Annotated in this window: 18 protein-coding genes and 1 tRNA gene; 7 read left to right on the top strand and 12 right to left on the bottom strand. The window is 41.0% G+C overall.

Annotated elements, in window-relative coordinates:
• A partial coding sequence (locus tag QZ379_RS08375) for a 4Fe-4S dicluster domain-containing protein (protein ID WP_291563076.1) occupies nucleotides 1-1,811 on the top strand: 1,811 nt, incomplete at its 5' end.
• Nucleotides 1,812-1,916: 105 nt separating this feature from the next.
• On the opposite strand, the gene QZ379_RS08370 is transcribed toward QZ379_RS08375, so the two are convergent.
• The 4 genes from QZ379_RS08370 to QZ379_RS08355 form a co-directional block, all read right to left on the bottom strand.
• A complete protein-coding gene (locus QZ379_RS08370; protein WP_291563073.1) occupies nucleotides 1,917-2,447 on the bottom strand; it encodes a hypothetical protein in 531 nt (176 codons plus the stop codon).
• A gap of 138 nt (nucleotides 2,448-2,585) precedes the next feature.
• Entirely contained in the window at nucleotides 2,586-3,011 is a 426-nt protein-coding gene (locus tag QZ379_RS08365) for a hypothetical protein (protein WP_291563070.1), read from the bottom strand.
• Between the two features lie 114 nt (nucleotides 3,012-3,125).
• A complete protein-coding gene (gene rd, locus QZ379_RS08360; RefSeq protein WP_291563066.1) occupies nucleotides 3,126-3,290 on the bottom strand; it encodes a rubredoxin in 165 nt (54 codons plus the stop codon).
• A gap of 82 nt (nucleotides 3,291-3,372) precedes the next feature.
• Complete coding sequence (locus tag QZ379_RS08355) at nucleotides 3,373-4,077, bottom strand: NAD-dependent deacylase (RefSeq protein WP_291563063.1); 705 nt, start codon at nucleotides 4,075-4,077, stop codon at nucleotides 3,373-3,375.
• Between the two features lie 131 nt (nucleotides 4,078-4,208).
• Between QZ379_RS08355 and QZ379_RS08350 the strand changes: the two genes are divergently transcribed.
• The gene (locus QZ379_RS08350) at nucleotides 4,209-4,793 is read left to right on the top strand and encodes an FKBP-type peptidyl-prolyl cis-trans isomerase (protein WP_291563059.1); all 585 of its coding nucleotides are present in this window, start codon (nucleotides 4,209-4,211) and stop codon (nucleotides 4,791-4,793) included.
• A 50-nt stretch (nucleotides 4,794-4,843) separates the two neighbouring features.
• The gene (locus tag QZ379_RS08345; protein ID WP_291563056.1) at nucleotides 4,844-5,707 is read left to right on the top strand and encodes an FKBP-type peptidyl-prolyl cis-trans isomerase; all 864 of its coding nucleotides are present in this window, start codon (nucleotides 4,844-4,846) and stop codon (nucleotides 5,705-5,707) included.
• A gap of 357 nt (nucleotides 5,708-6,064) precedes the next feature.
• Here the strand turns inward: QZ379_RS08345 and QZ379_RS08340 are convergent, their stop codons facing one another.
• Nucleotides 6,065-7,759 carry a Na/Pi cotransporter family protein gene (locus tag QZ379_RS08340; RefSeq protein WP_291563053.1) on the bottom strand — a complete coding sequence of 565 codons (1,695 nt, stop codon included), beginning with the start codon at nucleotides 7,757-7,759 and terminating at the stop codon, nucleotides 6,065-6,067.
• Nucleotides 7,760-7,842: 83 nt separating this feature from the next.
• On the opposite strand from QZ379_RS08340, the gene QZ379_RS08335 reads away from it, so the two are divergent.
• Nucleotides 7,843-9,516, top strand: coding sequence for a nucleoside kinase (locus QZ379_RS08335; RefSeq protein ID WP_291563078.1), 1,674 nt, complete (start codon nucleotides 7,843-7,845; stop codon nucleotides 9,514-9,516).
• 69 nt (nucleotides 9,517-9,585) lie between these two features.
• Here QZ379_RS08335 and QZ379_RS08330 read toward each other — a convergent pair.
• The 7 genes from QZ379_RS08330 to cmk form a co-directional block, all read right to left on the bottom strand.
• A tRNA-Met gene (locus tag QZ379_RS08330) sits at nucleotides 9,586-9,658 on the bottom strand.
• 136 nt (nucleotides 9,659-9,794) lie between these two features.
• On the bottom strand, nucleotides 9,795-10,046 hold the full coding sequence (locus QZ379_RS08325) for a DUF4834 family protein (protein WP_291563051.1): 252 nt from the start codon (nucleotides 10,044-10,046) through the stop codon (nucleotides 9,795-9,797).
• 55 nt (nucleotides 10,047-10,101) lie between these two features.
• Nucleotides 10,102-10,812: a CDP-diacylglycerol--serine O-phosphatidyltransferase gene (gene pssA, locus QZ379_RS08320; protein ID WP_291563049.1), complete on the bottom strand. Its 711-nt coding sequence runs from the start codon at nucleotides 10,810-10,812 to the stop codon at nucleotides 10,102-10,104.
• Nucleotides 10,813-10,820: 8 nt separating this feature from the next.
• The gene (locus QZ379_RS08315) at nucleotides 10,821-11,507 is read right to left on the bottom strand and encodes a phosphatidylserine decarboxylase family protein (RefSeq protein ID WP_291563046.1); all 687 of its coding nucleotides are present in this window, start codon (nucleotides 11,505-11,507) and stop codon (nucleotides 10,821-10,823) included.
• 202 nt (nucleotides 11,508-11,709) lie between these two features.
• A complete protein-coding gene (gene pfkA, locus QZ379_RS08310; protein ID WP_291563043.1) occupies nucleotides 11,710-12,690 on the bottom strand; it encodes a 6-phosphofructokinase in 981 nt (326 codons plus the stop codon).
• Nucleotides 12,691-12,796: 106 nt separating this feature from the next.
• Entirely contained in the window at nucleotides 12,797-13,663 is an 867-nt protein-coding gene (locus QZ379_RS08305) for a 4-hydroxy-3-methylbut-2-enyl diphosphate reductase (RefSeq protein WP_291563040.1), read from the bottom strand.
• Nucleotides 13,656-14,348, bottom strand: coding sequence for a (d)CMP kinase (cmk, locus tag QZ379_RS08300; protein ID WP_291563036.1), 693 nt, complete (start codon nucleotides 14,346-14,348; stop codon nucleotides 13,656-13,658). Before cmk ends, QZ379_RS08305 begins: the two co-directional genes overlap by 8 nt.
• Nucleotides 14,349-14,544: 196 nt before the next feature.
• Between cmk and QZ379_RS08295 the strand changes: the two genes are divergently transcribed.
• The 3 genes from QZ379_RS08295 (at nucleotide 14,545) to QZ379_RS08285 (ending at nucleotide 17,062) form a co-directional block, all read left to right on the top strand.
• On the top strand, nucleotides 14,545-15,231 hold the full coding sequence (locus QZ379_RS08295) for an energy transducer TonB (protein WP_291563033.1): 687 nt from the start codon (nucleotides 14,545-14,547) through the stop codon (nucleotides 15,229-15,231).
• Nucleotides 15,232-15,302: 71 nt separating this feature from the next.
• Nucleotides 15,303-16,286 (top strand): polyprenyl synthetase family protein, encoded by a 984-nt coding sequence (locus QZ379_RS08290; protein WP_291563031.1) that lies wholly within the window; start codon nucleotides 15,303-15,305, stop codon nucleotides 16,284-16,286.
• Nucleotides 16,283-17,062, top strand: a complete 780-nt coding sequence (locus QZ379_RS08285; protein WP_291563028.1) for a TatD family hydrolase — start codon at nucleotides 16,283-16,285, stop codon at nucleotides 17,060-17,062. Before QZ379_RS08290 ends, QZ379_RS08285 begins: the two co-directional genes overlap by 4 nt.
• The last annotated feature ends 212 nt before the right edge of the window (nucleotides 17,063-17,274 follow it).

Genomic DNA, 17,274 nt, shown 5'->3' with positions numbered 1-17,274 from the left:
AACAGATGAAGAAATTCATCGTTAAGTCTTACGGTAAGAAGGGTGAAGACGTTGTAAACAAGAACTATGCTGCTGTTGACCGTGGTGGTGAATACAAACAGCTTACTGTAGATCCGGCATGGGCAAGCCTCGAAGTTGAAGGTGCTGCTGCTAACAACGACCCGGCATTCATCAACGAAGTTGTTCGTCCTATCAACGCTCAGGATGGTGACTTGCTTCCGGTTTCTGCATTCAAGGGTATCGAAGACGGTACTTGGCATCAGGGAACAGCTAAATACGAAAAACGTGGTGTAGCTGCTTTCGTTCCGGAATGGAATGCTGAAAACTGTATCCAGTGTAACAAGTGTGCTTACGTTTGTCCTCACGCTGCTATCCGTCCATTCGTTCTTGACGCTAACGAACAGGCTGGTGCTAACTTCACTACATTGAAGGCTGTTGGTAAGCAGTTCGACGGTATGACATTCCGTATGCAGGTTGACGTAATGGACTGCTTGGGCTGTGGTAACTGTGCTGACGTATGTCCGGGTAATCCTAAGAAGGGTGGTAAGGCTCTTGCTATGAAACCTCTTGAAACTCAGCTTGCTGAAGCTGCTAATTGGACTTACTGCGCTGAAAACGTTAAGAGCAAACAGCACTTGGTTGACATCAAGGCTAACGTTAAGAACTCTCAGTTCGCTACTCCATTGTTCGAGTTCTCCGGTGCTTGCTCTGGTTGTGGTGAAACTCCATACGTTAAATTGATTTCTCAGTTGTTCGGTGACCGTGAAATGGTAGCTAACGCAACAGGATGTTCTTCTATCTACTCCGGTTCAGTTCCTTCAACTCCATATACTACTAACGAAAAGGGTCAGGGTCCGGCATGGGCTAACTCATTGTTCGAAGACTTCTGTGAATTCGGTCTTGGTATGGAATTGGCTAACAAGAAACTCCGCAACCGTCTGGAAGAAGCAATGAAGGCTGCTATCGCTGCTGAAGGTACTCCAGCAGAATACAAGGAAGCATTCCAGGAATGGATTGACGGCCGCAACGATGCAGACAAGAGCAAAGCTGCTGCTGAAAAGATTATTCCTATGGTAGAAGTTGCTAAAGACAAGTGCTCTTACTGCGCTACTATCGCTGAATTCAAAGACTACCTGGTAAAACGCTCACAGTGGATTATCGGTGGTGACGGTGCTTCTTACGATATCGGTTACGGTGGTCTTGACCACGTTATCGCATCCGGCGAAGATGTAAACATCCTTGTACTTGATACAGAAGTTTACTCTAACACTGGTGGTCAGTCATCTAAGGCTACTCCTCTTGGTGCTATCGCTAAGTTCGCTGCATCTGGTAAGAGAGTACGTAAGAAAGACCTTGGTATGATTGCTACAACTTACGGATATGTTTACGTTGCACAGATTGCAATGGGTGCTGACCAGGCTCAGACATTGAAGGCTATCCGCGAAGCTGAAGCTTATCCAGGTCCATCATTGGTTATCGCTTATGCTCCATGTATCAACCACGGTTTGAAAGCCGGTATGGGTAAATCTCAGGCTGAAGAGGCTAAGGCTGTAGAATGTGGTTACTGGCACTTGTGGCGCTTCAACCCAGCATTGGAAGACGAAGGTAAGAACCCATTCTCACTTGACTCTAAAGAACCAAACTGGGAAGGATTCCAGGATTATCTGAAGGGCGAAGTTCGTTTCGCTTCTGTAGCTAAACAGTATCCTGCTGAAGCTGCTGACTTGTTCGCTGCTTGCGAAGACATGGCTAAGAAACGCTATGCTTCTTACAAGCGTATGGCGGCAATGGACTGGAGCGAAGAAAAATAATCTAATAACAGATTAATATAATAAAAGACGGCTGAAAACTTGAAATAATTTCAGTCGTCTTTTTTTATGTTCACTGAACGTTCATCAGACGTTCACCGAACTGCATCAAAAGCTCCTTCTACCGGCACAGTCTATGAATCTGTCTGCCGCATTGTCCTTATAATAAAACACTTCCGTAACAGGCTGATAAATGTACGACGAGAACTGATAAAGCTGTACAGCTACAAATTTACGGTCCTTAGAGAACATATAATCCATTCTTATACCGCCTGTATTTGAGGCCTTTACATTCTTTGATTCTGAGAATGATGCATTCTCCAGCACTCTCTTCAGCTTTACAAAATCTGATGCATCATAAAATTCGCTTTTCACTACAATCTTGCTTTGGGATGGAGTATAGAACCATGCCTGGCTTTTCCAGAAAAGACGGAACACACCGACAAGTATCATAGCCGTTCCAACTGTCATTACCAACATGCTTAAGGATGAAGACTTTTCTTCCTCTTTTATTGACAGATAAAAGGCAAGTGCCCCAACTAAAATCAGAACTGCAGAAAATATGATTGAACGTATGTCTGTGCGTCTTGCAACATGTGCGTGCGTATTTGAAAACAATGAAATAGAATTTGTGTCCATATGAATTTTTGTTTTATTTTTTATTGATAATCAGTTTATAAAGTAAATATGCCATAGTTTCATGGGTTAATAAAGGCATAATATATGCCTGATGAAAGTTTCCGAACTTCCACCATACAAAAAAATAAAACAAAAGGACTAAATAAGAATACGGCACAACTGGTAGAGATATTGGACCTGGTCACCGGTCATGCCTACACGATACTTGTTTGAATTTATAAACTCATATATGAAACTCTGATGCTGCATGTACTCAGCTATTCTGCGTACAGCATACTTTGCCCAATATACTGATGTCTGATAATTATGCCTGGCAGCCTGTTTTACCATAAATCTTAAATGGGCTGTTACGTTTCCCAACTGACTTATGTCTACTGCCAACAGTTCGCCATACCTGTCGTTATAGTCCGAGAACTGCCAGTCCTCCCCACCGGAATAATCATCCGAGGTCTGACTGAAACTGTCCGGACAATATGTGCTGCCCAATGCATCATTTTCCTGAATACCGAAGGAAAACAATGTCCCAAGCAGAACGACAAACAATATGTATATGCTTTTTCTCAAACCTTCTTATTTTTTCGGACGTAAAGTTAAGAAAATATATGGACCGAACAAAAAAATCTCCATATCGGATATTAGCCGATACAGAGATTATATTCTTTATCCCTATTAAGGAAATTATTCTTCTACTGGCTGGAAGTCTTCCTTACCTACTCCACAAACAGGACAAACCCAATCTTCCGGTATATCTTCGAAAGATGTTCCCGGAGCAATTCCGCTTTCCGGATCACCAGTTTCCGGGTCATAAACCCAATCGCATACTGTGCAAATGTACTTTTTCATAATGATTTCTAATTTAATAATAAATGTTAGTCTACTTGTTTAATTATTATATACAACAAATGTAAGTATAAAAATGTTCAAATCATAACATATCAGACAATATTTTTCTAAACTCCTCCATTCCCGCCGAAGCTCCTTTCGATATGACATGTATTTTACGCCTTGATGAAATGTTAACCGGATTCGGGTCTATCAGAAATACCGGAACGTCAGGTCTGACATAATTGAGCAGACCGGCAGCCGGATAGACATTCATGGATGTGCCTATTATGAGAAAGACATCCGCAGCCTCAACGTATTCTATTGCTGTTTTTATCATTGGTACAGCCTCGCCGAACCATACTATGAAAGGACGGAGCTGGGAACCATCGGCAGCTAAATCGCCCATCTTTACTTCATATTCTTCGGGAGCCAACTCCTTGATATATCGCGGGTCGTCCGGATGACGGCTTGATGTAACCTTTGTGAGTTCTCCATGCAAATGAATCACGTTTGTACTGCCCGCACGTTCATGTAGATTGTCAACATTCTGTGTTATGACAGTCACATCGTAATCTTTCTCCAACTGAGCCAGGAGTTTATGCCCCATATTCGGCTCCACCTGAAGAAGCTGCTTGCGCCTTTCGTTATAAAACTCGGTGACAAGACGCGGATTGGCCGCATACCCTTCAGGTGTGGCTACCTGCTCCACCGGATATTTCTCCCACAGCCCTCCGGCATCCCTGAATGTACTGATGCCGCTTTCGGCACTCATTCCCGCTCCTGTCAATACTACTATCTTTTTCATGCTATTCTGTACTTTTTATATGTTACAAGCACAAAAATAAGAAAAATTATCACTCAAAACTCCTCACTTTCAAAGAAAAAAGATACCTTTGCCATCCGAACATTTAATTATAATAACACATAATAAATTTCATGGATAAATTCAGTTATGCCATTGGTCTGGGGATAGGCCAAAACCTGTGGAGCATGGGTGCCCGCAGCATCGAAGTTGAAGATTTCGCACAAGCTATAAAGGATGTGCTCGAAGGTAACAAAACTGCTATCACACACGATGAAGCTCGCGAAATAGTAAACAAATTCTTTACTGAGCTCGAAGAAAAAGTAAACTCTGAAAATATAGCTAAAGGTAAAGCTTTCCTTGAAGAAAACAAGAAGAAAGAAAACGTAGTGACTTTGCCAAGCGGACTCCAATACGAAGTCATAACAGAAGGAAACGGAAAGAAACCTAAAGCTACAGACCGCGTGAGATGCCACTACGAAGGTACACTTATCGACGGAACTCTTTTCGACAGTTCTATCAAGCGCGGCGAACCTGCAGTATTCGGAGTAAACCAGGTTATTCCGGGATGGGTTGAAGCATTGCAACTTATGTCTGAAGGTGCTAAATGGAAACTTTACATCCCTTCTGAGTTAGGTTACGGAGCTCACGGAGCAGGCGAAATGATTCCTCCTCACAGCACACTCGTATTCGAAGTGGAACTTATCGAAGTGCTTTAAACTAAAAACAAATAACTAAATATTAATATCTTAAAATTATTAGATTAGAAATGAAAAAAAGTACAGCTTTAATGGTATTGGCTGCTGCAGCAGGTCTTGCATCATGCGGTCAGAGCACTCCTAAAGCAAACATGAAGAGTGATGTAGACACACTTTCTTACATGGTAGGAGTTAGCAATTCTCAAGGTTTAAAAGATTATGTAGTAGGTCGTTTGGGTGTTGACACTACTTATATGGCTGACTTCATCAGAGGTATCAAGGAAGGTGCTAAATCTACATCTGCTAAAGAAAAAGCTTATATGGCCGGTATGCAGATTGGTCAGCAGGTTAGCGGCGACATGTACGATGCTATCAACAACCAGTTGTTCGCAGGCGATTCAACTACTACTATGAGCAAGGAAAACTTCCTGGCAGGTTTCATCGCTGCTGTAGAAGAAAACAGCATCGTTACTCCTGACTCAGCATCAGTATATGTACGCACAAAATCTGAAGAAATAAAGACTAAGGCTCTCGAAGCTAAATATGGCGAATACAAGAAGGAAAACGAAGAGTTCCTTGTAAACAACAAGACTAAGGACGGTATCAAGGTTACTGAAAGCGGACTTCAGTACAGAATCATCAAAGAAGGTAAAGGTGCTATCCCTACTAAGGATTCTCGCGTAAAAGTTCACTACAAAGGTACTATGATTGACGGCACTGAATTCGACAGCTCATACGAACGCAAAGAGCCTACTACTTTCCGTGCTGACCAGGTTATCAAAGGTTGGACAGAAGCTCTTACTATGATGCCTGTAGGTTCTAAATGGGAACTTTACATCCCTCAGGAATTGGCTTACGGTTCACGTGAAGCCGGCAAAATCAAACCTTTCTCTACTTTGATTTTCGAAGTTGAACTTATCAGCATTGAAAAATAATAGAAAGTAAAGACATATATTTATTCAAAAAGGAATCCGGTGGTTGATGTGCTGCCGGATTCCTTTTTTTATTTGTTAAGACACGGAATCATATCGTAAGAAATTCTTCGATGCAGAAAGCGTTACACGTACGTGTAACGGGTGGAACACGAACGTGTAACGAGCGTAACACCTACGTGTAGCGCGCGTGACACGAACGTGTTCCGCCTTTTTGATTTAAGCGTTTTTCAGATTAAAGACGAAGAACATATCCATCCCTGACGTAACGCATAAAAAAAGAGCAGCCTGATTTCCACTGTATGGAAACCGGACTGCCAAACTGTATTGATATAACTAAAACTATCTGTTTACGAAACTTCAGGCCTTTTTCTCCTTAATATCTGTATGGGCCTCTACGACATTCACCACATAATCGCCAAGCTTCTCACACTCGGCTATGATATCCATATAGTGCACACCCATCTGATAGTCATATTCCTTATTGTTTACATCCACCACGTTCTGTCCCTTCAGGCTGTTTCTGTAATTGTTTATCTCGTTCTCAAGATTGAACGACTTGTTTACATCCACAGCGTGGTGTGTATCCTCAACCAACTTTATCATCTGCACCAGAGCCTCGTCAGTCAGGTTCATCATCTGGTGTATATGCTCGTACTGCGCTGATGTGAAATCGTTGTTTCCACGGTTCTTACGGTTTATGGTACGTGCAATATTGTAACAGCTGTCGCCTATACTTTCTATCTCAGTCACCTCGCGCAACATTCCGCGTATCTGCACCTTACTTTCGGAACTCAACCTTCCTTCGGACACCTGGTTAAGGTACTTCGCTATTTCTATCTCCATATTGTCGCTTATGTTCTCATACTTCTCTATACGGCTGAAAAGCTTGTTGAAATCCGATTCGTTTTTGGTATGAAGCAAATCCACCACCATACCGAACATGCGTCTTATACGCTCTGCGAAAAGGTTAATTTCCTTTCTTGCCTGAAGGATTGAGAGTTCGGCTGTAGAAAGCATACCTCCCGAAATAAATTGAAGACGGTATTCTTCCTCCTGTTCTTTCTGAGGTATAATCTTGCATACGGTCTTTTCGATAAACTTGACAAACCATATAAGAATAAGCACGTTACATATATTAAAGCATGTATGGAAGGCCGAAAGTTTGAACGAAACAGCTACTCCACCTGCTTCGGAAATATTCATAAAATCACTTATAATCCATTCAACCATAGCCAAAAATGGACGGAAGAGAATGAGCACCCACACAACACCGAAAATATTAAACATCAGATGCGCCATAGCGGCTCTTCTTGCCTGAGTATTGGCTGTCAGTGCTGCCAGATTGGCTGTTATCGTAGTTCCGATGTTCTCGCCCAGAACCAATGCTGCTCCAAGTTCAAAACTTATCCAGCCGTTGGCGCACATGATAAGGGTTATCGCCATCGTGGCAGCAGATGCCTGCACTATCATGGTCAGAACTGTTCCTATGACTACAAACAGCAACACGGATATGAAGCCCATGTCTGTGTAATTCTGTACGAAAGCAAGCATATCAGGATTGTGGCTCAAATCCGGTGCGTTGGTCTTAAGCAGATTAAGACCCATGAAAAGAAATGCGAAACCGAAGATAAATTCACCTACAGACTTGCGCGAACTCTTCTGCGAGAACAGCAAAGGTATTCCGAACGCAAGCAAAGGAAGAGAAAATGCGGAGATATCGACCTTAAAGCCTAATGCCGAAATAATCCAGGCCGTTACTGTGGTTCCGATGTTGGCCCCCATGATAACGCCTATGGACTGTCCGAGTTCGAGAAGACCGGCATTTACAAAACTTACTACCATGACTGTAGTGGCTGACGAAGACTGTATCAGTGCAGTGATAAACATACCTGTAAGGACACCGGTAACCCTATTGGTTGTCATTGCCGTTAAAATACTCCTCAGGCGGTCGCCTGCAAACTTCTGCAGTCCCTCGCTCATTATTTTCATTCCATAGAGAAACAAGGCAAGCGAACCAAGCAGCTTTAAAAAATCATAAAATGAATATTCCATCTGTAATTATTTAGTGGTAACATATAGGCTATATGAATATTATTGACTAAATTGACTGCAAATTAAGCCAATCAGTAATACATATTACATTTATGTTACAAATATATTGCAAAAATAACAAAGAAACAAGAGAATTTCCCGAAGGAACTTCTCTAATTGACATTTACAAAGGTTTCGGACTGAATATGCCGTACGGAACAGTAAGTGCAAAAGTCAACAACAAAGTGGAAAACCTTGGCTTCAGAGTATATTACAACAAGGATGTAGAGTTCCTTGACATAACGAGCGCATCAGGTATGCGTACTTACGTGCGTTCGCTGTGTTTCGTTCTTGTAAAAGCCGTAGATGACCTTTATCCGTGCGGCTCCATATCACTGGAACATCCGGTGTCAAAAGGATATTTCTGTAAATTGCACATCGACAGGAACATAGGGCTTGACGATGCGGCACGCATAAAGAAGAGAATGCAGGAAATCATAGACGAGGACCTGCCAATCACAAGATACGAGCAGCGCACAGAAGATATTATCAGGATATTCCAGGAAAGGGGAATGACGGACAAGGTGAAATTACTGTCCACTTCCGGAAAGCTTTACTCATTCTATCAGAAATTGGGCGATACGGTGGACTGTTATTACAGCAGTCTGGTTCCGAGCACAGGATACATAAAGAAATTCGACATAGTGAAATATTATGACGGATTGCTTCTGCAGATTCCAAACAGAAAGAATCCTGAAAAGATAGAGGAACTTATCAAACAGGAAAAGATGCTTGAAGTATTCCGCGAACATCACAGATGGAATGAAATTCTCGGAATAAGTACTGTGGGCGATTTTAATGTGGCATGCAATGAAGGCCATGCCATAGACCTTATAAACGTATCGGAAGCTCTGCAGGAAAGGAAAATCGTAAAAATAGCTGACGAGATTTCCGCACGCCAGGAAGGCGAGGACAGAATAAAAATCATTCTGATATCAGGGCCGTCGTCATCCGGAAAAACCACATTCAGCAAGCGTCTGAGCATACAGCTGATGACCAACGGACTCAAGCCGTACCCTATCTCGCTCGATGATTATTTTGTGAACAGGGAGAATACACCACTCGACGAGAATGGAAAACATGATTTCGAATCATTGTATGCAGTAGACCTGCCATTCTTCAAACAACAGCTCGACACCATACTCGCCGGAGGAGAAGTGGAACTGCCTAAATTCAATTTTACTACAGGAAGCAGAGAGAGCAAAGGTACGAAGTTCAAACTTGAAGACAACATGATTCTGATTTTAGAGGGTATACATGCACTGAACCCGGAACTTACTCCAAACATTCCCGCTGCGAACAAATATAAGATTTATGTTTCGGCACTTACCACCATTCTGCTTGATAAACATAATTACATCCCTACTACAGACAACAGACTGCTAAGACGAATCATACGCGACTCCAAGTACAGAAACAGTTCGGCTGAATCGACCATCGCACGCTGGCCGAGCGTCCGTGCCGGTGAGGAGAAATGGATATTCCCGTATCAGGAAAATGCAGACGCTATGTTCAACTCTGCATTGCTGTTCGAACTGGCTGTTATTAAAGACCACATAGAACCGATACTTAGAAAAGTACCTAACAACTGTCCTGAATATTCGGAAGCACACAGACTGCTGCACTTCCTGAGCTACTTTGTTTCCATACAGGACACTGAACTGCCACCTACATCACTGTTAAGGGAGTTCCTTGGAGGCAGCAGCTTCAACTACTAAGAGCGAAGATTTCACGATGTGACATAAAAAAAGAGATAATCTCAACAGGAGATTATCTCTTTTTTTTAGTTGCGGAGGCCTGACTCGAACAGACGACCTTTGGGTTATGAGCCCAACGAGCTACCAACTGCTCCACTCCGCGATGTTATTTCTTAATTGCGAGTGCAAAGGTACGGTTTTTTACAATAAGTTCCAAATATCACACTAAGAAAAAACATATAACTTAGATTAAAATCGGTAAATAATATATAAAAACGTAACAAAAAAGAGATAAAAGACTAATCTTTTATCTCTTCAAACTCTATATATTCACCTTCATTGTCGTCAAATACTTTCTTTTTGCTCTTTGAGGTTTCTTTTCTCGTACGGGTATATCCACCACCTTGTCCGGTGTTATAATCTTCATTATTCTGTCTTGCCGTCTTCTTGCCAACATTAAGAACCGATTTTACTATCTTATAGACTAACACGAATCCTATAAGCAAGACAAATATTATTATAAAAAATATAAATCCTAAAATATGAAACATAGTTATTGTTGTTTTTATTTATTATCAATACAATAACCGTACCACGATTAAAGTATTACGCTTTTTTGTAAGTAATGACAGATAATAATATATACCACAGGATGACAGCAGCCAGACCTGTTATCCCCCAAAAGACAAGCAACAGGACACTTACCAGAAGAAATATATATCTTATCTTATTACTCTGGAATGAAAGATTCTTGAATTTAAGAGCAAACATAGGCAGCTCGGAAACCAAAAGCAAAGACATGACAACGACCAACAGCAGCAAGTACAGTACATTAAATGCCTGCAGGAAACCATCATTCTCATGTAAGCTAATGGCCAATGAACTCCAGAAAAGAGCATTTGCCGGAGTCGGCATACCTATAAAAGAAGAAGTCTGACGTTCATCCAAATTGAATTTGGCAAGACGCAATGCCGAGAATACAGATATTATGAAAGCACAATAAGGAACGTATTCCGATATGCCTGACAGAAAATCAGGCATAGACACTTCCTTGAACAAGGAAAAGACAATAGCGGAAGGAGCAAGTCCGAAAGTTATATTGTCGGCCAAAGAATCCAACTCCTTACCTATCGGGGAAGAAACCTTCAGAAGCCTTGCAGTCATACCATCGAAAAAATCGAAAACCGCACCAAGGACTATGAACAACATGGCCATTCTGAAATCGCCTCCGAAAGCCATATACGATGCTATACATCCGCAAAACAGATTACAGCTTGTAATACTGTTAGGTATATTCCTTGTTATTATATTTGACATAGGTCTTATTATTTTAATTTTGCTATCACAGTTTCATTACCTGTAGTTTTCCGGCCCATCTGAACACAAACCTCAGTGCCCAAAGGCAGATAGACATCTACTCTGGAGCCGAATTTAATGAATCCCATATGTTCGTCTATATAGCAATCCTCTCCCGGAGTGGCATAAGTGACAATTCTTCTTGCCACAGCACCTGCTATCTGACGTGCCATAACAGTATGACCTTCCGGAGTTTCTATTATAATAGTAGAACGTTCGTTCTCGGTACTTGCTTTTGGCAACCATGCTTTCATAAATCTTCCACTATGATGCTTAACATACTTTACAACGCCATCTACCGGATACCAGTTGGCATGTACGTTGGTAATGTCCATGAAGATGGAAATCATCAGTCTTTTATCATGAAAATACTCATGCTCGTCCACCTCCTCTATCACGACTATCCTTCCGTCGGCAGGAGCAACAACAGTTTTTTCCGTTTCCCCCTTAAACAATCTTATAGGGCAACGGAAAAAATTCACCATAAGCAAATACAAAACCACGCTTACAGTAGCCAATATGTAAAATGGAATCTTATTGTCGATGAGGTAACAGAAAGCAAGATTTACAGCGGCCAACACAAGTGCGCTTGTGATAAGTATGTTTGTTCCCTCGTGATGTATTCGGATCTTTTTCAGTTTTTTTATTCTATTCATGATGGTAATAAGTAATGATACAGGTCTTTTAACATGCAAAAATAAGCGTATTTTAATTACTCTGCAAATAAAATATAAGAAAAAACGTTTTGCAACGATTTTGCAAACACTTTGCAAGCCTTTATACAGGAAGTATAAACAAAAAAATTCCCGAAATGACTTACTGCCATTCGGGAATTTTAATATTATTCATTCAATCTCGTTAAATAGACAACTCATTCAATACATTAACAAGTTCTCTGTCGATAGGCTTGTCGTTCTTTATAGCCTTCGCAAACGGAACATACACTATCTTGTCGTTCTCGATACCTATCATTACGTTTCTCTGACCTTCCATCAGTGCTTCTATACTTGCCACACCCATACGGCTCGCTATAATACGGTCGTGTGCTGTAGGGCTACCGCCTCTCTGTAAGTGTCCGAGGATAGTTACACGCACGTCGTACTGCGGATATTCATTCTTTACACGCTCAGCATAGTGCATTGCACCACCGGTTATTTCACTTTCGGCAACAAGCACTATAGAACTGCTCTTAGACTTACGGAAACCGTTCTTTATAAATTCTTCCAACTGGTCTACTTCTGTATTGAATTCCGGTATGATGGCAGCTTCTGCACCGGCTGCAATAGCTCCGTTCAAAGCAAGGAATCCTGCATCACGTCCCATTACTTCAACAAAGAACAGACGTTCATGCGATGTAGCAGTATCTCTAATCTTATCCACTGCATCAAGGATTGTATTTAATGCTGTATCGTATCCTATTGTAGTATCTGTACCATAAAGGTCATTGTCAATAGTACCGGGAAGACCGATACAAGGCACGTCAAATTCTTCTGCCAACAATCTTGCTCCTGTCAAAGAACCGTCACCACCGATTACCACCAATGCATCTATACCTTCACGCACCATTGTTTCGTGTGCAATCTGGCGTCCTTCAGGAGACTTGAATTCCATACATCTTGCAGTCTTCAGGATAGTACCTCCCAACTGTATGATATTACTTACATTCTGAGTCTTAAACTCTTGTATTTCACCTGTTATCAGTCCTTTATACCCTCTATAGATACCTTTTACCTTAAGACCATTGTATATTGCAGCACGGGTAACGGCACGGATAGCCGCATTCATACCCGGAGCATCTCCTCCTGAAGTGAGGACACCAACACATTTAATACTTGCCATATTGTTGAATATTATTAGTTTGTTTCTATGTTGCAAATTTACAAATTCCGTTGTTATGTTGTATTAAATTCATATGTATTTTAAGTTAACAGAATATGCAAATTCTTTAATGTAATCCCAATATTACATTCCTGCATTTATCCATCAGCCATTTGGGAGTAGATGTAGCTCCGCACACACCAATGGAACGGGCATCCTTAAACCAGTCCATATCGATATCTTCCGGTTTGTCAACCTGATAGGTTCTGTCGTTTACGCCCTTACATTCCTGAAACAGGATTTTGCCATTTGAACTTTTCCGACCACTGACAAAGAGAATAACATCGTGCGATGCAGCAAACTTTCTGATATTAGGCATCCTGTTGGCTACCTGTCTGCAAATCGTATCGAAATACTGGAATGTGGCATTCGGCGATATGTTTTTCTCTATATAAGAAACTATCTCCCTGAATTCGTCAAGCGACTTCGTTGTCTGCGAATACAATCTCACGTCTTTATTCAGGTCAATTTTGCAAACTTCCTGTATTTTTTCTATTACTATAGCCTCACCGTTTGTCTGCCCCACAAGGCCAAGCACTTCGGCATGTCCGTTCTTGCCGTAAATAACTATCTGTTTGTCCTTTTCCGGTTCTTTAGATGTATATTCCTGCTTTATTCTCTTTTGAAGCCTTAATACTACAGGACATGTGGCATCTATAATCTCAATATTATTCTCTGCAGCAATTCTATAGGTTTCAGGCGGCTCTCCATGAGCACGAAGCAATACCTTGACATTCTTCAGTTTGGCATACTCCTCATGGTTTATGGTAATAAGACCTAACTTTTTAAGACGTTCGCACTCCTGCCCGTTGTGAACTATGTCACCAAGGCAATACAGAGGTGTACCTTTTGCAAGCTCTTCTTCCGCCTTTTTTATGGCAGTGGTTACACCAAAACAGAAACCGGATTCTTTGTCTATTTCGATATTATACATTGGCTGCTCTTTGAAATTCGTTTTTCAACCATTCTTTTTGTTCAGCTATAGTCATATTGCTATTATCCAGCACTATGGCATCATCAGCTTTCCGAAGAGGACTTACTTCACGGGTCTGGTCTATTCTGTCCCTTTCCTGCACATTATTGAGGATTTCATCGAATGACACTTCCTGGCCTTTCGCTTTAAGTTCATCGTATCTTCTCTGAGCTCTGATTTCGGCAGAGGCTGTCACAAAAATCTTAAGTTCCGCATCCGGGAATACCACTGTACCTATATCGCGACCGTCCATAACAATACCCTTGGCCTTGCCCATTTCCTGCTGCTGTCTTACAAGGGCTTCTCTTACAAAGCCAAGTGCAGCAACAAGACTGACGCGCGATGAAACCTCCATTGTTCTTATTCTTGATTCTACGTTTACTCCGTCAAGACATGTTTCCGGTCTGGAAGTTTCCTTATTCAGGACGAATGAAATTCTGATGTTGTCTATTCTTTTTTCAAGCTCGGCTGAATTTACGCTACCATCGGGATTAAACAGATTATTCTCTATACAATATAATGTTACAGCTCTGTACATTGCACCGCTGTCAATGTATATATACCCGATTTCCTTTGCCAAATCTTTCGCCATCGTGCTTTTGCCGCAAGAGGAAAAACCATCTATTGCTATGGTTATCTTTTTCATAAGACGCTTTATCTATATAATAATGTATAATCAATATTGTTTTCAAGTCAAAGATAGAGAAAAGTTTTTACTGTTTCAGCTGCATCTGCAGAAATATTTAGGTTTTAATCTATTTTTATCATTTTAGAGTTGTATTTTAAAATAAATGTGCTACATTTGCACACAGAGAGTTATTAACAATTTATCAAATCATTGTATGGAAGTTAAAAAATCGCCCAAAGCAGACCTCGAGGGTAAGAAATCCACGTGGATGCTGATTGGTTACGTGCTGATATTGGCAGCAGTGTTTGTGGCTTTCGAATGGACAGAACGCGACAAACAGGTGACTACCGATACTGGTGTCGTTGAACCGATTTTTGAGGAGGAAATGATTCCTATCACAGAAGAACCGGAGCAAAAGCAAGCACCTCCTCCACCAGAAGCTCCGAAAGTAGAAGAAGTACTTCAGATTGCAGAAAACGATGCGGATGTAGAAGAAACTACTATCAAATCAAGTGAGGATGACAATACAGCCGTAGAAATCAAGTACATCGAACCTGTAGTTGAAGAAGAAGAACCAGCTGAAGAAGAAATCTTCATGGTTGTAGAACAAATGCCTGAATTCCCAGGTGGTATGGCGGAATTGATGAAATTCCTCGGAAAGAACATCAAATATCCTACTATCGCTCAGGAAAACGGTATCCAGGGACGTGTAATCGTTCAGTTTGTCGTTAATCAGGACGGTTCTATCGTTGACCCTGTAGTTATGCGTTCTGTAGACCCATATCTTGACAAGGAAGCGCTTCGAGTTATCAGCACCATGCCAAAATGGAAACCAGGTATGCAGCGCGGTAAAGCTGTACGTGTAAAATACACAGTGCCTGTAACATTCAGATTGCAGTAATCACTTAACACTTTATAAAGGCTGTCCCACTAAAGGACAGCCTTTTTGTTTTTCACCTAAACCCAATAATTATGAAGCAGTACGAAGACAAAGAATTATTAGAACAGATTCAAAAATTCATCGAACAATTATCATATACTCACGAACCTGAAAATCTCTACAAACCCATAGAATATGTTCTTGGATTGGGTGGAAAACGAATAAGACCTGTTTTAATGCTATTGGCCTATAACCTCTACAAAGAGAATGTAGAAAGCATATACCAACAGGCTGCAGCACTTGAAACATACCATAACTTCACATTACTGCACGACGACCTGATGGACAATGCCGATATGAGGAGAAACAGACCGACCGTGCACAAAAAATGGGACGAAAACACAGCCATACTATCTGGCGATGCAATGCTGATTCTTTCATTCAAAATGATGATGGAAGGATGTTCTGCTGAATACATATCAGAAGTAACCGAAACATTCAGCAAAGCGGCACTTGAGGTATGCGACGGACAACAATGGGACATGGACTTCGAGAAAAGACTCGATGTGACAGTAAACGAATATATGAATATGATTTGTTTGAAAACCTCTGTTCTGCTTGCAGCTTCTTTGAGAATAGGTGCGATATTAGGGGGAGCATCACAGACAGATGCTGATCTGCTTTACAACTTCGGTATAAAAATGGGACTAGCTTTCCAGCTTCAGGATGATTATCTGGACGTATATGCCGATTCATCTGTTTTCGGGAAAAATATAGGTGGTGACATCTGCTCAAACAAAAAAACTTTCATGCTTATTACAGCACTGGAAAAATCAGCCGGAAATGAGAAAGACGAACTGCTCAAATGGATTGAGGCAGAAGATTTCAACCCTGAAGAAAAAATCAAGGCTGTAACACAAATATACAATAATGTAGGAGTTCCTGACATTTGCATGAACAAAATCAATTCATTATATAATGAAGGATTGGAGATTTTAGAGAAAGTATCAGTAGAAGAATCCCTGAAAAACAACCTTAGACAATTCACCGGTAAATTAATGAAAAGAGTATTATGATAGGATTAATAGATACGCATACGCATCTCTTTTGCGAAGAGTTCGACAATGATAGAGATTTGGCCATAATAAGAGCTAAAGAAGCCGGGGTTACAAGACTTTTCATGCCAAATATCGATGACGAAAGTATTGAAAGCCTGTTATCTTTGTGCGACAGAAATTCGGGATGTTATCCTTTAATGGGACTTCACCCTACATCTGTTGATACCAACTGGGAAGAAAGGCTTGCAAAGGTAGAAGAAGTGCTGCGCTCCGGCAGAACATTCTACGGCATTGGCGAAGTAGGATTGGATTTATATTGGGACAAGACTTATGTAAATGAACAGAAACAGGCATTTGCGAAACAGGCAGAATGGGCTTTGGAACTGAATCTTCCACTGATAATCCACTGCAGAAATGCCCATAACGAATTGCTTGATGTTATGTCGAAATATAAGGGAACTCCTCTTAGAGGTATTTTCCACAGTTTCGGAGGAAGTATTGACGAGGCAAAAGAACTTTTATCATTTGAGAACTTCATGTTCGGAATAAATGGCATTGTTACATTCAAAAAAAATACTCTTCCGGAAACATTGAAACAGCTGCCTTTAGAAAGAATCGTATTGGAAACAGACTCTCCTTACTTGGCACCGGTTCCATACAGAGGAAACAGAAACGAAAGTGCCTACTTAGTTTCAACGGCAAATAAATTGGCTGAGATTTTTGATACCACTATTGACAACATAGCACGCCATACTACTACAAATGCATTAAAAGTCTTCCAAAATGTCGACTAAAGTCTTTAAATAATATTAATTTTATGCGTTATCGGAAACTTTTTCATCATTTAAGCTATGTAAGAAAAAAAAAAAGAATACATTTGTGACTGAAAAATGACAAAGGAGTACCGATTACGCTTATAATAATAACGTGTAGGAAGGGAAAAATTGGTGTTGAGGAGAGGTGCTCGAGTGGTTGAAGAGGCACGCCTGGAAAGCGTGTATACGCC

It is taken from the genome of Bacteroides sp., from assembly GCF_019417265.1.
Lineage (GTDB): Bacteria > Bacteroidota > Bacteroidia > Bacteroidales > Bacteroidaceae > Phocaeicola.
Note: the sequence above shows the minus strand (reverse complement) of the source record. Positions and strands in the feature narration are given on the sequence as shown.

Excerpts from the sequence above, each read along its gene's own strand:
- pssA (WP_291563049.1), bottom strand. The coding sequence starts at position 10,812 with ATGTCAAATATAATAACAAGGAATATACCTAACAGTATTACAAGCTGT.
- QZ379_RS08340 (WP_291563053.1), bottom strand. The coding sequence starts at position 7,759 with ATGGAATATTCATTTTATGATTTTTTAAAGCTGCTTGGTTCGCTTGCC.
- QZ379_RS08350 (WP_291563059.1), top strand. The coding sequence starts at position 4,209 with ATGGATAAATTCAGTTATGCCATTGGTCTGGGGATAGGCCAAAACCTG.
- QZ379_RS08305 (WP_291563040.1), bottom strand. The coding sequence starts at position 13,663 with ATGTATAATATCGAAATAGACAAAGAATCCGGTTTCTGTTTTGGTGTA.
- QZ379_RS08290 (WP_291563031.1), top strand. The coding sequence starts at position 15,303 with ATGAAGCAGTACGAAGACAAAGAATTATTAGAACAGATTCAAAAATTC.
- QZ379_RS08325 (WP_291563051.1), bottom strand. The coding sequence starts at position 10,046 with ATGTTTCATATTTTAGGATTTATATTTTTTATAATAATATTTGTCTTG.
- QZ379_RS08370 (WP_291563073.1), bottom strand. The coding sequence starts at position 2,447 with ATGGACACAAATTCTATTTCATTGTTTTCAAATACGCACGCACATGTT.
- QZ379_RS08295 (WP_291563033.1), top strand. The coding sequence starts at position 14,545 with ATGGAAGTTAAAAAATCGCCCAAAGCAGACCTCGAGGGTAAGAAATCC.
- pfkA (WP_291563043.1), bottom strand. The coding sequence starts at position 12,690 with ATGGCAAGTATTAAATGTGTTGGTGTCCTCACTTCAGGAGGAGATGCT.
- cmk (WP_291563036.1), bottom strand. The coding sequence starts at position 14,348 with ATGAAAAAGATAACCATAGCAATAGATGGTTTTTCCTCTTGCGGCAAA.
- QZ379_RS08285 (WP_291563028.1), top strand. The coding sequence starts at position 16,283 with ATGATAGGATTAATAGATACGCATACGCATCTCTTTTGCGAAGAGTTC.
- QZ379_RS08355 (WP_291563063.1), bottom strand. The coding sequence starts at position 4,077 with ATGAAAAAGATAGTAGTATTGACAGGAGCGGGAATGAGTGCCGAAAGC.
- QZ379_RS08315 (WP_291563046.1), bottom strand. The coding sequence starts at position 11,507 with ATGAATAGAATAAAAAAACTGAAAAAGATCCGAATACATCACGAGGGA.
- rd (WP_291563066.1), bottom strand. The coding sequence starts at position 3,290 with ATGAAAAAGTACATTTGCACAGTATGCGATTGGGTTTATGACCCGGAA.
- QZ379_RS08345 (WP_291563056.1), top strand. The coding sequence starts at position 4,844 with ATGAAAAAAAGTACAGCTTTAATGGTATTGGCTGCTGCAGCAGGTCTT.